The following is a 13,723-nucleotide window of genomic DNA, read 5'->3' on the forward strand; positions in this document are numbered from 1 at the left end:
TAAACTCAGGGTCCCCAGCGCGAAGAGTCGCCGGGATGGCCGGCGACATGCCCGCATCGAAGTCCGGAGAGACCAACGGTGGCGCGAATCGAAGTTCCCATGCCCCAGATGGGTGAGTCCATCGCAGAGGGAACTGTTTCCAAGTGGCTGAAGAAGGTCGGTGACACGATCGAGCGGGATGAACCGCTCCTCGAAATCTCCACGGACAAGGTAGACGCGGAGATCCCAGCGCCGCAGTCGGGGACGCTCGTCGAAGTGATGGTGCAGGAGGGCGAAACGGTGGAGGTCGGAACCGTCGTCGCCTTCATTGACACCGATCCCGCTGCCACTCGGCCTTCTGCGGGGGTGAGCGCCCCTCCTCCCGCGCGGGAAACGGTTGCGGCGCCGGTCGAAGGAGATAAACCCCGGGTCCCGGAACGGGCGATTGCCCGGGAGCCCGAGATGGAGGTCCCTCCGGCGGCGGCGGAGCCGGCCCGCGTGACCGCGACCGAGACCGCCGAAGACCGTCTCCGCCAGCGCTCCACACCACTGGTCCGTCGCATTGCCGAGGAGCATGGGGTGGACCTCGCCCAGCTCGAGGGAAGGGGCACCGGCGTCGGCGGGCGTGTGACCAAGCAGGACCTCCTCGAGTTCCTCGGGACCGAGGACGGGCAGGAAAAGCCGCGCGAAGCGGAGCCGGCGATGCCCACGGCCCCCTTCCGTCCGGCGGCCGCACCGACGGCCTCGCAGCCTGCCGCGGCACGGGCACCATCCGCGGCACCATCCGCCCCTCCTTCGGCGGGTGTTTCGGCGGCACCCTCAGAGTTCTGGAAGACCTTCTACGGGCAGGTGCAGCACCCGGAATTCCCCGTCCGCGAAGGGGACGAAGTCGAGACGATGGACAAAGTTCGACGTCTCACCGCGGAACACATGGTGCTCGCGAAACGGGTCGCGCCGCACGTCCACTCCTTCATCGAGATCGACTTCACGCAGGTGGACCGCGTCCGGAAGGATCGTGGCCCGAAGTGGAAGGAGCAGGGCGCGAAGGTGAGTTTCACGGCCTTCGTCGCATGGGCGGTTTCGCGTGTCCTGCGCGACTTCCCCATGCTGAACGCGACCGCGTCAGGGAACAACGTCATCCACCGAGGGAGCGTGAACATCGGGATCGCGGTGGATCTCGATCCGGGGCTCATCGTTCCCGTCATCCGCGACGCGGACCACCTTTCGCTCGTGGGGATCGGGAACAAGATCGTGGATCTGGCCGAACGCGCGCGCAGCCGAAAGCTCGGGCCGGACGAGATTCAGGGAGCTACCTTCTCCATTACCAATCCCGGAGTCCTCGGCACTCTTGTCGGGATGCCCATCATCCCGAAGGGGACTTCAGGCATCCTCGGGACGGGAGCGATCGAAAAGCGGGTGGTCGTGGTGCGGGACCCGGTCACCGGCGAGGACTCCATTGCGATCCGGAAGCGGTCGCTATTTGCCCTCGGATACGATCACCGGATCGTGGACGGCGCGGACGCGGCACGCTTCCTCGCCGGCCTGAAGGGGCTGATGGAGGACTTTCCGGAAGACGCCTGACGGGGCCGGGGCGATGAGCGGACGGCCCCTCGAGGTCCGAAAGCTGGGCGTCGTTCCTTACGACCGGGCACTCGCGCTTCAGGACGAGTTCGTTCGGCGCCGGCGCGCGGACGAGATTCCGGACCAGCTCCTCCTTCTCGAGCACCCGCACGTCATCACCCTGGGTTCGGGCGCGCTCGCCGAACACGTTCTCGCGGATTCCGTCCGTAGGGAAGAGCTCGGCATCACCCTCGCGCACACGGGGCGCGGCGGGGATGTCACCTACCACGGACCCGGCCAGCTCGTCGGTTATCCGATCCTCGATCTGAATCCGGACCGCAGGGACGTCCACCGGTACCTTCGCGATCTCGAAGAAGTCCTCATTCGACTCCTGGCCGGGTACGGCATCGAGTCGGGGCGGGTGAGGGGAAAAACCGGAGTCTGGACGTCCGGCGGAAAAATTGCCGCGATCGGAGTGCGGGTCTCGTCCGGGTGGATCACCTCGCACGGGTTCGCGTTGAACGTCTCCACGGACCTCGCCTACTTCGGGACGATCGTGCCGTGCGGGATTCCAGGCGAGCCGGTCACATCGCTGGAAGCGATCCTGGGGCGCCCCCTCTCCGCGGACGAGGCGGCGAGTCGAACGGCGGAGCGATTCGCCGAGGTCTTCGAACGCGACCTCCACGACACCGAGGACGAAGCCTAGCGGACGCCCTCAGCGATTGGCGCGTGACGTTTTTTCGAGCCAGGCGGAGAACCCGCTCTCCACGAATCCGTCGGAGGTCGTCTGATCGGCAGCGGCGCGGGTCGCGAGTTCGTTTGCGTATTCGTTCCTGGGATGACCCGCGTGTCCACGGACCCACTCCCATGAAACCGAATGACGCTGCGCGACCGCGTCGAGTTCCTGCCAGAGTTCGAGGTTCTCGATTCTGCCGCCTTTCCGGCGCCACCCCCGCGCCTTCCATCCGGGAAGCCACTCACGCATTCCCTTCACGAGGTATTCCGAATCGGAGACGAAGCGAACGCGAGATGGACGGTCGAGCTCGCGAAGGCTGGCGATCGCGCTGCGGAGGGCCATCCGGTTGTTGGTCGTGGCGCGTTCGGAGATCCAGAAATCCTTCGGGATCCAACGCTCGCCGGAGCGCACCTCGACGAGTCCCGCCGCGCCGCCTGGATTGTCGCGCCCCACGAACTGGTTTCCCAGGCACGATTCGTCCGCGTGTACGATCACGTCGGTTTCGAGGGGCGCCTGCGCGCCGGAATTCGAAGGCGGGGCCGTCGGGCTCATCGCGGGACTCGGAGTGGAGTTCGAAGGCAAACGCGAGGGGATGAAGGTACCCGACCCCCATCATTCGTGGAAGGCGTGCTTCACCTTGACGCGTCTTCCCTCGAATCTACATTCAACGGCCGACGGAGCCTTTCCCCGCACAATCGATGGTGATTCCCGTGTCCAGAGCCGGCGAGCGCTCACCGACGTACCTCCTCCTGGAGGATGGACGCCGCTTCGAGGGTGCCTCCCTCGGCGCCCCGGGAGTTGCGCTCGGCGAGGTCGTTTTCAACACTGCGATGACCGGCTACCAGGAAGTCCTGACCGACCCCTCTTATACCGGACAGCTGGTGACGATGACCTACCCGCTCATCGGGAACTACGGGGTGAACGACGAGGATCGCGAGTCGGAGGCGCCGACGGTGGCCGGCTTCATCGTCCGCGAGGCGTCCCGGATGTTTTCGTCCTGGCGCGCCACCGGCGGCCTGACGGACTACCTCTCCCAGCACGGAATCGTGGGGATCACCGACCTGGACACGCGGGCCCTGACCAGGCACCTCCGTGATCGAGGAGCGATGCGGGGTGGAATCGCCCCCGTAGATCTCCCCGAAGAAGAGCTCCAACGGAAAATCCAGGCGCATCCCATGATGGAAGGACTGGACCTCGCGTGCGGGGTCTCCACGACCGAGCGATACGAGGTTCCCGCCGTCGGGGAGGAGCGGTTCCACGTCCTCGCCTACGATTTCGGGGTGAAGGCGCATTCGCCCAAGCTTCTCGCGGAACGGGGTTGCCGCGTCACCATCATTCCGTCCGACACCCCCGTGGAAGAGGTGATGGCCGAGAACCCGGACGGCCTCTTCGTTTCAAATGGGCCCGGCGATCCGTCCGCGGTGAAAACGGCTGCGGAATCCATCCTTCAGCTTGCGGGGGCGGGGATCCCCGTGTTCGGAATCTGCCTCGGCCACCAGCTCATCGCGCGCGCGTTCGGCGCCGAGACCTACAAGCTTCCGTTCGGACATCATGGCGCCAATCATCCGGTGCGCGCAGTGGACCGGGACCGCGTCGAGATCACGTCGCAGAATCATGGCTTCGCGGTCGAAGTCGCGGAGGACGGGACGATCCCGGGGGCCCCCGACCTACGCCCCACGCACCTGAATCTCTACGACGGGACCCTCGAGGGCATGGAACACACGTCGCTCCCCGTCTTTTCCGTCCAGTACCACCCCGAGGCGGCTCCCGGGCCGCACGACTCGCGCTACCTGTTCGATCGCTTCACTCGTCTCATGGAGGAGTGCCGCGCGGCGGGCTCCGGGAAGGGTCGCGCTCGGGGTTGACGCCTTCCTCCCGCGCACGTTACCCTAGCGCCTCTCGGGCGGCGGGCCCCACGACGTCGGAACTCATTGCACCGCATGTAGAAAACCGGCTCACCAGGCCTGATCCTGGTTGGGAGGAAAGAATGACGAAAGCGGACCTGGTGGAGCAGGTGGCCGAGGCAATCGGGCCCGGCGTCACGAAGAAAGATTGTGCCCTCGTCGTGGACGGCTTTCTGAACGCGGTAAAGCTGGCGCTCGCGCAGGGCGAGAACATCGAAATCCGGGGATTCGGCACCTTCAAGGTGCGGGAGCGGAGGGCGCGGAAGGCGCGGAACCCGCGGACCGGAGACTCGGTGAAGGTCCCCTCGCGACATGTGCCGGTCTTCAAGCCGTCGAAGCAACTGAGGAGCCGAGTCTCCGCCAAGGCCGTATCGCGCCGGGGTTAAGCGGCCCGCGGCGATCCGTCCAAGAGATCTTGGGGTGCCGGCGGCGGGGTCCCAGAGGGACGCCGTGAGGCCGTTTTTCAGCGCGGGGAGGAGGCTTCTTTGGGGCCATCGACCCCTTCCCCCCTTAACGCCGCTCCCACCCTCAGCGTCCAACGATCGGTGACCCTTCCGAGGAGCCCGCAGGATCCGGATGACACGGAGCTTGTGCGCCAGGCTCGGGAGGGCGACCAGAAGGCCTTGGAAAGGCTGGTGGACCGCCATCAAGGGGTGGTGTATCGGTTCCTCCTCGGCTTTTTGAAGGACGAAGACAGAGCCGCGGACGCGACTCAGGACACCTTTCTCAAGGCACTTGACCGCCTCGGGGGGTTTCGGGGCGAATCGAGCTTCCGGACGTGGCTCCTGGCGATCGCGCGAAACGAGGCCTTGGGCACGATTCGGAGCCACTCGCGGCGGAAAGAGGAAGCGCTCACCGACGCGGAGGGTCTCGCGGACGGAGAGTTGGCTCCGGACCAGAGGGCCGTCCGGGAGGAGGAGCTGCGGCGGATTCGGGGCGCCCTGGACCGACTCCCCGAGAAGCAGCGCCTGAGCGTCGCCCTGAGGCTGTTCGACGGGCTGAGCTTTCGAGAGGTGGCCGAGATCATCGGATCCACCGAGGGTGCAGCTCGGGTGAACTACCACTATGGCATCGGACGATTGCGGGAGTGGCTACATGACGAACCGCGATGAGGGGGACCTTATGAACGACCGGTTCCGTTCGAGCGAAGACATGGATTGCGGCTCGGTCCGGGATCTTCTTCCGCTGAGCCTTCTCCGCGTTCTTCCCTCGGAAGAGGCGCGCCTCGTGGAGGCCCACCTCCAGTCCTGTAAGGAGTGCAGGGACGAGGGGATTTTCCTCACACGGCTCCAGAGTGCGCGGAGCGAACCCCCGCCGGGGCTCCATCGCCAAATCGTGGGCTCGCTCGCGAAAGGCCGTCGGAGTTTCGGGAAGATCTGGGGGTGGGGTGTCCCCGCTGTGGCTGCCGTCATCGCGCTCGCTCTCGGTCTGGGCACCGTCCTCAATCAACGCCCATCAAACGAAGAGATCTGGTCCCTCGCACTTCAACCCGAAGCTCCTGCCGAGTGGCTCGGCGAAAACTGGATGGTAGCCGGGGCGCCCATGCTCCACGCCCTCTCGGACGAGGTCTTGCGGGAAGTGCTCGAGGAGCTCGATCCATGAAACACGCACTCGGCACAGCATCGCTCCTCCTGGCCCTTCTTGCAGCGGGCGCTTCTCCGGTCGCGGCCCAACCCGGCCCGGATCAGATGACCCGCCAGGAGCTCCTCCAGAGGATTCAGCGCGAGTTCGAGGAGCAGATCGCGCGTGAACTGGTCCTTTCCGACGAGCAGAGGGCCGAGCTTCCCGGGATTCTCTCCGAGTTCGGAGCGGCGCGCCGGGAGCTCGGCGACATGCGTGGTGCCTTCATGGACCGGGTTGCCGCCATCCTCGAGGCGGACACCGATGATCCCGTCCAGTCATTGGCCTTGATCGAGGAGGGACGGGCTCTCCGTAACCTGGAGGAGCAACTTCTCGTTCGGGAGGAGGAGCGTCTCCTCGACATCCTCGAGCCATCCCAGGTTCTCCTCCTGCAAATCGTTCGAGATCAGTTCGGAGACCTCATCCAGTCGGTCGGGAACCGCGACGCCGTCGCACGATTCTCCCGTGGCGGGCGCGGGCTCCCCGAAGCTCCGGAAATCCCGCGCCCCTGAAGGATTTCCGGCCCGCTGGTTCGCCCCATTGAGTCGTTCGTGCAACACGGTTTCTGGGGGGTGATCCGGACCGCGCCTCGCCGTTGACACCCTTGGGGCCCCCGGGTAGCTTCCGGCGGACTTTTTCCCCGACGAATCCGAAAGAGGCAGGAATGCGGAAGATCACCGTCGTGGGCGCCGGGCACGTCGGCGCCACGAGCGCGCAGCGGTTGGCGGAGATGGAGCTCGCGCGAGAGGTCGTTCTGATCGACGTGGTGGAAGGGATCCCGCAGGGAAAGGCCCTCGATCAGTGGGAGAGCGCCCCAGTGGAGGGATTCGACACCCGGGTCACGGGCGCAACGGATTACGGGGCCGCTGCAGGATCGGAAATCGTCATCGTCACGGCGGGTGTCGCCCGCAAGCCAGGGATGAGCCGGGACGACCTCCTCAAGACAAACGCGGGAATCGTTCGAGCGGTCTCGACCGAAATTGCACGCGTTGCCCCGGACTCGATCATCATCATGGTGTCGAATCCTCTCGACGTCATGTCTTACGTGGCCATGGAGACTACCGGCTTCCCCCGGAAGCGCGTTCTCGGCATGGCCGGCGTCCTGGACACCGCACGGTTTCGCTCCTTCATCGCGATGGAGTTGGACGTGAGTGTCGAAGATATCCAGGCGCTGGTGCTCGGCGGCCACGGCGACACGATGGTCCCGCTCGTGAGCTACACATCGGTCAGCGGAATTCCCTTGGCCCAACTCCTCCCGAAGGACCGGATCGAAGCTCTCATCGAGCGGACCCGGAATGGGGGCGCTGAAATCGTGAGCTTTCTGAAGACCGGGAGCGCATATTACGCTCCCTCCTCGGCCGCTGTGCAGATGGCGGAAGCGATCGCGAAGGACAAGCGCCGGATTCTTCCCTGCGCCGCCTACCTCGAGGGGGAATACGGCCAGAAGGGGATTTTTCTCGGGGTGCCCTGCAAGCTGGGCGAGGGCGGCCTCCAGGGAGTGATCGAGGTGGAGTTGACGGACCAGGAGCGCTTCGAGCTGGAGAAGAGCGCGGAGTCCGTCCGGTCCACGATGGCCGCCCTGGGATGAGGGATTCTGCGCGGGGAACGAGTCGCAAACCTGGATCCGGCGCCTAGAGTTCGGGAAAGAGGAAGCGATGCACCGGGTGATCGCCCTCTACGGTTCATCGGTCGGAAAGAAGCTCTGGATGGCCGTGACCGGAGTCTTCCTGTTTGGCTTCACCCTCCTGCACATGCTCGGGAATCTGAAGGCCTTTCACGGGAGAGAGGCTTTCGACGCATACGCCGAGTTCATCCGTGAGGTGGGGTACCCCCTCCTCCCGCATTACGGGCTCCTCTGGACGCTCCGCCTGGCGCTCCTCGCCGCCGTAACCGTTCATGTGGTGGCCGCGACCCAGCTCTGGCGCCAGAGCAAGGGCGCGCGCACGCATGGGTACACGAAGCTCCAGCCGCAGACCTTCTCGTACGCGTCTCGCACGATGCGCTTCGGAGGGGTGATCGTTCTCGCCTTCGTCGGTTATCACCTGCTTCACATGACGACGGGGACGGTCCATCCGGATTTTGTCGCGGGATCGGCGTACAACAACCTCGTCATCGGCTTCCAGTCCTATCCTGTGGCCGCTTTTTACCTGATCGCGGTGGGTGCGCTCTGCGTCCACCTCTACCACGGGATTTGGAGCGCTTTCGCGACGGCGGGAATCGAAAACCCCCGCATCGAGAGGGTGCGGCGACCGATCGCCGCGGTCCTCGCGTGGGGACTCTTCCTCGGCTACGCCCTGGTGCCGCTTTCCGTGCTGGCTGGCGTCGTGAACCTCGAGGGGTGACCAGTTGGAGCTGAACCCACGGGTGCCCGAGGGGCCGATCGCGGAGAAGTGGTCTCGCCGCCGATTCGAGATGAAGCTCGTGAACCCCGCGAACAAGCGGAAATACGAGGTCATCGTCGTGGGCACTGGGCTCGCGGGCGCGTCGGCCGCGGCCACGATGGGTGAGCTCGGATATCGGGTCCGGGCCTTCACCTTCCACGATTCCGCGCGCCGGGCGCATTCGATCGCGGCGCAGGGGGGGATCAACGCCGCGAAGAACTACCAGGCGGACGGCGACTCCATCCAGCGGCTCTTCAAGGACACGGTGAAGGGCGGCGATTTCCGCTCACGGGAGGCAAACGTGTATCGTCTCGCTGAGCTGTCGCTGAACATCATAGACCAGGCCGTCGCCCAGGGCGTGCCCTTCGCGCGGGAGTACGGGGGCCATCTCGCAAACCGCTCATTTGGAGGGGCGCAGGTTTCCAGAACGTTTTACGCGCGGGGCCAGACGGGGCAGCAGCTCCTCCTCGGGGCCTACCAGGCATTGGAGCGGCAGGTGGCGGCCGGCACCGTGAAGCTCCACACTCGCGCTGAGATGCTCGATGTGGTCGTGGCCGGCGGACGGGCACGGGGCATCGTCATCCGGGATCTCGTGTCCGGGAAAATCGAAGGGGTCGCAGCCGACGCGGTAGTCCTCGCCACGGGTGGATATGCGAACGCCTTTTTCCTTTCGACCAACGCAAAGGCGTGCAACGTCACCGCGATCTGGCGAGCGCACCGTCGCGGCGCGGGATTTGCAAATCCCTGCTTCACGCAGATCCATCCCACTTGTATTCCGTTGTCGGGCGAGTATCAGTCCAAGCTCACCCTCATGAGCGAGTCGCTCCGGAATGACGGGCGGATTTGGGTCCCCAAGAAGAAGGGAGATGACCGTCGCCCCAGCGAGATCCCGGAAGAGGAGCGCGACTATTACCTCGAGCGGATGTATCCCTCCTTCGGCAACCTCTCTCCGCGGGATATCGCGTCGCGTCGCGCCAAGGAGATGGTGGACGCCGGGCACGGCGTAGGCCCGCTCAGAAATGGGGTCTATCTCGACTTCCGCGACGTCATCGAAAGGGCGGGACGCCGGACGGTCTCCGATCGATACGAAAACCTCTTCGCCATGTATGAGAAGATCACGGGCGAGGACCCGTTCGAGGTCCCGATGCGGATCTATCCGGCGCCGCACTATACGATGGGTGGGCTCTGGGTGGACTACGACCTGATGACTACGATCCCCGGGCTGTTCGCCATCGGAGAAGCCAACTTCTCCGATCACGGGGCGAACCGACTCGGTGCGAGTGCCCTCATGCAGGGGCTCGCGGACGGGTACTTCGTCGCTCCGCTGACGGTGGGAAACTACCTCGCCGATGCGCCGCGTTCGGGGACGGGCCCGGACGATGGGTCCTTCCGCGCCGCGGTGGGCGAAGTCGAGGCGCTCCAGGATCGCCTCCTCTCCGTGAATGGCTCGCGCACGGTGGACTCGTACCACCAGGAGCTCGGCCGTCTCATGTGGGACCAGTGCGGAATGTCCCGGAATGAAGCGGGGCTCCGCGAAGCCGTAGGCCGGATTCCGGAACTTCGGGAGGAGTTCTGGAAAAACGTGCGGGTCCCGGGGTCCGCCGGCACGCTAAACCAGTCTCTCGAGAAGGCGGGGCGGGTCGCGGACTTTCTCGAGTTCGCCGAAGTGATTTGCCGAGACGCTCTCGCCCGCAACGAATCGTGCGGCGCGCACTACCGAGAGGAGCACACTACCGAAGACGGCGAAGCGAGAAGGGACGACGACAACTTCGCGCACGCGGCCGTCTGGGAGTGGCGGGGTTCCGGCACGGAGCCGCTTCGCCATACGGAGCCTCTCGATTTCGCCGAAGTCCCCCTCGCTCGGAGGAGCTACAAGTGAAGCTGACTCTGAACGTCTGGAGGCAGGCGGCACGGGGGGCCGCGGGGGACTTCGAGCGGCACGAGGCGGGCAACATCTCGCCCGACATGTCCTTTCTCGACATGCTCGACCTCGTGAACGAGAAAATCACTTGCGGCGGTGGTGAGCCGATCGCCTTCGAACACGACTGCCGCGAAGGGATCTGCGGATCGTGCGGGATGATGATCAACGGAATCCCACATGGGCCAAACAAGCTGACCACCGCCTGCCAGCTTCACATGCGGTCTTTCGCCGACGGTGACGAGCTCTGGGTGGAGCCGTGGCGGGCGGATGCTTTTCCGGTCCTGCGAGATCTGGTCGTGGACCGCACCCCCTTCGACCGAATCATCGAAGCGGGAGGATACATCTCGGTCCGGACGGGGAGCGCGCCGGAGGCGAACGCCACCCTCGTTCGCAAGCCGGATGCCGACAAGGCATTCGACGCGGCGGCCTGCATCGGGTGCGGGGCCTGCGTGGCGGCCTGCCCGAACGCTTCCGCGATGCTCTTCACCGCGGCGAAGGCGGCCCACCTGTCGTATCTCCCGCAGGGCCAGGCCGAGCGGGGCTCGCGGGCTCTCTCGATGGTGACTGCGCACGACGAGGAAGGGTTCGGGAACTGTACGAATCACGGGGCCTGCCAGGAGGCGTGCCCGAAGGGGATCAGCGTGCGTTATATCGCACGCCTGAATCGGGACCTGGTGAGGGCGGTATTGTCCGGCGTCGGGATGGACCAGGAATCGTCCGCGGGAGAGTAACCACCGATCGCGTGGCGCGGGTCCGCTCCCTTGCCCGGATTCGCGTCGCGGCCGCCTTACCGGCGAGCCGCATCGCGGGTCGGTATCGTTGGGGAAAGGTTCTCCCCGCGTTCGGGTTTCACGGTTCGAGCGCGAGCACCCACGAATGCTCAGGCCTCCCGGCGGGGGCCGGGAGGCCTGATCCGATGATGGACACCGAAGGGGCCAACTGTCCCTACTGCGGCGAATCGGTCGAGGTGCTCGTGGATCGCTCCGGGGGCACCCGCCAAACTTTTGTCGAAGATTGCCCGATCTGCTGCCGGCCGTGGCAGGTCCACGCGGAACGCGATTCCACCGGCCAATGGTACGTCGAACTCAGGACGCTCGACGAATAACCGGGAGCCACTCCCCGAACCCCACGATTTCGCGCGACGTCCTCTCGACACTCAGACGGGTCAGACTCGGCGCATCTGGTTGGTGACGGGATTGAAGCGCATCGTTTTCATCCGCTTCACTCCGTCCGGAGAGGTCTTGTAGACCGTCTTGTCGGTGGGAGCGTCCTCCTCTTCGTCGCGCCAGAAGTAGCGCGTCGGCGTACCGTCCCGTCTCTTGATCTTGACCTTGGCCATGGACTTCCTCCGGCTCTGGGGAGGCTTTCGGACCACGGGGGGCGCCCGAAGGCTTCGTGACACAACCCACATAATACCCCCCAAGCGGCCGTTGGCTCCGTCCTGCACGATCAGCGACCCCCTCGGAAGGGGCGACGCCGGGGCGTGCGAGACGGCGCGGCGGCCGATGCTGCGGTCTCCCGGGCGGTTTTCGCCGCCGCGCGGGCGCGATCCTGCGACTTTCTCGCCCGAATCGCCGCGATGCGTTCGCCGCGGGGAACCTCGAGAGGCGGTTCGGCCGCCGCCGCGTAGGAAAAGTTCTCGAGGTGCATGCGGGGAAGCTTTCTTCCGACTGCTCGCTCGATCCGGCCGAGATCTTCCTCCTCCTCCGGCGCTACGAGCGTGAAGGCATCACCCACGGCTTCCGCACGCGCCGTGCGTCCCACGCGGTGGATGTAGTCGTCGGGGACCGCGGGGACGTCGAAGTTCACGACGTGGCCGAGCGCCTCGACATCGATGCCGCGGGCCATCAGATCGGTTGCCACCAGGACACGGATATCACCGGCTTTGAAGCCGGCGAGTGCCTTCGTCCGCTGCGCCTGTGAGCGATTCCCGTGGATTCGCTCCGCGGAGATGCCGGCGCGGTTGAGGACCTTCATCAAGCGATCTGCGCGATGTTTCGTGCGCGTGAAGACGAGCGCCTCCTTCATCTTGTTTCGACAGAGGAGCTCGACGAGCAGATTCGCCTTCAGCGATGCAGGAACCGGATACACTGCCTGGGTCACACCTTGGGCGGGCGCAGCCTTCCGCTGAAGGGCGATGCGCACGGGACTCGTGAGCATCTCGCGCGTCAGCGCTTCGATCGGGGCAGGCATCGTCGCGCTGAAGAAGAGAGTCTGCTTGGGTGTCGGGATGTGACGAAGGACGCGCCGAATATCGGGAAGAAAACCCATGTCGAGCATTCGATCGGCCTCGTCAAGGACGAGGATCTCGATGGACGTGAGCGCCGCGTAGTGTTGCTGGAAGTGATCGAGCAGCCGTCCCGGAGTGGCGACGATGACATCGACTCCCGTGCGGAACGCCTTTTCCTGGGGGCCCATTCCGACACCCCCATGGACCGCCGCGGCGCGGACTCCGGTGCCGCGCGCGAGACCGCCGAAGTCGTCCAGGATCTGGAGCGCGAGCTCTCGCGTCGGCGCGAGGATCAGGGCTTTCGTCGTGCCGCGGGGGCGCTCCATGAGCTGCTGTAGCACGGGAAGAAGGAAGGCGGCGGTTTTCCCGCTTCCGGTCACGGCGCTCGCGAGGATGTCTTTCCCGTCGAGGGCGGCTGGAATCGCTTGGGACTGAATCGGAGTGGGCTGGGTAAAACCAAGGGCCTCAGTGGCCCGAACGAGCGTGGGGTGTAACCCGAGTGTGGAAAACGACAATGAATAGTCCGGTGAACGGGCGCCCGGCAGGCCGGCCGGGGAATCCGGCTCGAGGTGCTGGCGCGATGGTCTGGCTGAGGGGTCGCCCTGGAACCGAGGGCTCTAGGAAGGGATCCCGCAAAGGGGAGGCTAGTGGAAGGGGGGAGGAGGGGTCAAGGGGGACGAGACTCTGGCGCCTCCTCTTTCTGGCTTCCCTGGGCGGGTTCCTCTCCCCAGTTGTCGCGCGGACAGAAGTCCCGCGCCGGGCCTGGAAGACGAGGTGGCCCTGGACCGCACAGCGTACCAGTGCGAGGACCTCAACATCGAAGTCGGGACGCTGGCGAACGGGGCGGTTCGCGTGACCCTGCCGGGCCGAGACCTCCGGCTCCCACGCGTGGAATCCGCGTCCGGAACGCGGGACGCCGGTGCAGGGGACGAATTCTGGTCGCGGGGTTCGCGCGAAGCCCTTCGCACGCTTTTCGGACGGCGTCCCGTGGGAGTGCACGGCCTTCGAAAGTCGCTTGATCTGGGCCGAGGCACGGGACCGGGGGGTGCGGCTCCGTGTCAGCGGGAACGAGCCGGGGTGGTACGCGGAGGTCCAGGACGGAAACTCGCCCGAGATGCGCCTGGTGCTCCACTATGGCGAACGGGATCTCCTTCTCCCGCGAAGCCTTCCGCTGTCCGATGCGTTGGGTTATCGGGCCGTGGCCTCCGGGGATTCCGTCACACTCCGCGTTACCGGGGAGCCATGCAGCGATTCGATGAGCGGATGGGACTTTCCGTTGAGCGCCGACCTCGTCGTGAACGGTCGTCAGTACCGGGGGTGCGGGAGATTCTTCGAGAATTGAGCGGCTCAGGATGCGCGTATGCGCCGGGGCTCACCCGGCCCCGGCGGAAC

General features: G+C 65.6%; 16 protein-coding genes. 13 read left to right on the forward strand and 3 right to left on the reverse strand.

The features are described 5' to 3' along the window. Positions 1–78: 78 nt before the first annotated feature. Both WEG36_15915 and lipB read left to right on the forward strand, forming a co-directional pair. Positions 79–1,560, forward strand: a complete 1,482-nt coding sequence (locus WEG36_15915) for a dihydrolipoamide acetyltransferase family protein (protein ID MEX1259082.1) — start codon at positions 79–81, stop codon at positions 1,558–1,560. 13 nt (positions 1,561–1,573) lie between these two features. Next, entirely contained in the window at positions 1,574–2,245 is a 672-nt protein-coding gene (gene lipB, locus WEG36_15920; protein MEX1259083.1) for a lipoyl(octanoyl) transferase LipB, read from the forward strand. Between the two features lie 9 nt (positions 2,246–2,254). Here lipB and WEG36_15925 read toward each other — a convergent pair whose 3' ends face one another. After that, positions 2,255–2,827: a ribonuclease H gene (locus tag WEG36_15925; GenBank protein MEX1259084.1), complete on the reverse strand. Its 573-nt coding sequence runs from the start codon at positions 2,825–2,827 to the stop codon at positions 2,255–2,257. A gap of 158 nt (positions 2,828–2,985) precedes the next feature. Here WEG36_15925 and carA point away from each other — a divergent pair, with 158 nt between their 5' ends. From carA to WEG36_15975, 10 genes are all read left to right on the forward strand, one after another. Next, positions 2,986–4,140, forward strand: a complete 1,155-nt coding sequence (gene carA / locus WEG36_15930) for a glutamine-hydrolyzing carbamoyl-phosphate synthase small subunit (GenBank protein MEX1259085.1) — start codon at positions 2,986–2,988, stop codon at positions 4,138–4,140. Positions 4,141–4,262: 122 nt separating this feature from the next. Next, entirely contained in the window at positions 4,263–4,565 is a 303-nt protein-coding gene (locus WEG36_15935; protein ID MEX1259086.1) for an HU family DNA-binding protein, read from the forward strand. 249 nt (positions 4,566–4,814) lie between these two features. Next, a complete protein-coding gene (locus WEG36_15940) occupies positions 4,815–5,291 on the forward strand; it encodes a sigma-70 family RNA polymerase sigma factor (protein MEX1259087.1) in 477 nt (158 codons plus the stop codon). Continuing rightward, on the forward strand, positions 5,275–5,781 hold the full coding sequence (locus tag WEG36_15945) for a zf-HC2 domain-containing protein (protein MEX1259088.1): 507 nt from the start codon (positions 5,275–5,277) through the stop codon (positions 5,779–5,781). Before WEG36_15940 ends, WEG36_15945 begins: the two co-directional genes overlap by 17 nt. Beyond that, the gene (locus tag WEG36_15950) at positions 5,778–6,311 is read left to right on the forward strand and encodes a hypothetical protein (protein MEX1259089.1); all 534 of its coding nucleotides are present in this window, start codon (positions 5,778–5,780) and stop codon (positions 6,309–6,311) included. Before WEG36_15945 ends, WEG36_15950 begins: the two co-directional genes overlap by 4 nt. A gap of 152 nt (positions 6,312–6,463) precedes the next feature. Beyond that, positions 6,464–7,387 (forward strand): malate dehydrogenase, encoded by a 924-nt coding sequence (gene mdh, locus WEG36_15955; GenBank protein ID MEX1259090.1) that lies wholly within the window; start codon positions 6,464–6,466, stop codon positions 7,385–7,387. 67 nt (positions 7,388–7,454) lie between these two features. Next, entirely contained in the window at positions 7,455–8,141 is a 687-nt protein-coding gene (locus tag WEG36_15960; protein MEX1259091.1) for a succinate dehydrogenase cytochrome b subunit, read from the forward strand. 4 nt (positions 8,142–8,145) lie between these two features. After that, positions 8,146–10,059, forward strand: a complete 1,914-nt coding sequence (locus WEG36_15965) for a fumarate reductase/succinate dehydrogenase flavoprotein subunit (GenBank protein MEX1259092.1) — start codon at positions 8,146–8,148, stop codon at positions 10,057–10,059. After that, positions 10,056–10,832, forward strand: a complete 777-nt coding sequence (locus tag WEG36_15970) for a succinate dehydrogenase/fumarate reductase iron-sulfur subunit (protein MEX1259093.1) — start codon at positions 10,056–10,058, stop codon at positions 10,830–10,832. The genes WEG36_15965 and WEG36_15970 overlap by 4 nt, the downstream gene beginning before the upstream one ends. Positions 10,833–11,020: 188 nt before the next feature. Then, complete coding sequence (locus tag WEG36_15975) at positions 11,021–11,206, forward strand: CPXCG motif-containing cysteine-rich protein (protein ID MEX1259094.1); 186 nt, start codon at positions 11,021–11,023, stop codon at positions 11,204–11,206. A 60-nt stretch (positions 11,207–11,266) separates the two neighbouring features. Here WEG36_15975 and WEG36_15980 read toward each other — a convergent pair whose 3' ends face one another. After that, positions 11,267–11,440, reverse strand: coding sequence for a hypothetical protein (locus tag WEG36_15980; GenBank protein MEX1259095.1), 174 nt, complete (start codon positions 11,438–11,440; stop codon positions 11,267–11,269). Between the two features lie 110 nt (positions 11,441–11,550). After that, positions 11,551–12,846, reverse strand: a complete 1,296-nt coding sequence (locus WEG36_15985; protein ID MEX1259096.1) for a DEAD/DEAH box helicase — start codon at positions 12,844–12,846, stop codon at positions 11,551–11,553. A 500-nt stretch (positions 12,847–13,346) separates the two neighbouring features. Here WEG36_15985 and WEG36_15990 point away from each other — a divergent pair, with 500 nt between their 5' ends. Then, positions 13,347–13,673, forward strand: coding sequence for a hypothetical protein (locus WEG36_15990; GenBank protein MEX1259097.1), 327 nt, complete (start codon positions 13,347–13,349; stop codon positions 13,671–13,673). Positions 13,674–13,723 lie beyond the last annotated feature (50 nt).

Source organism: Gemmatimonadota bacterium (assembly GCA_040882465.1).
GTDB lineage: Bacteria > Gemmatimonadota > Gemmatimonadetes > Longimicrobiales > Gaopeijiaceae > JBBEBG01.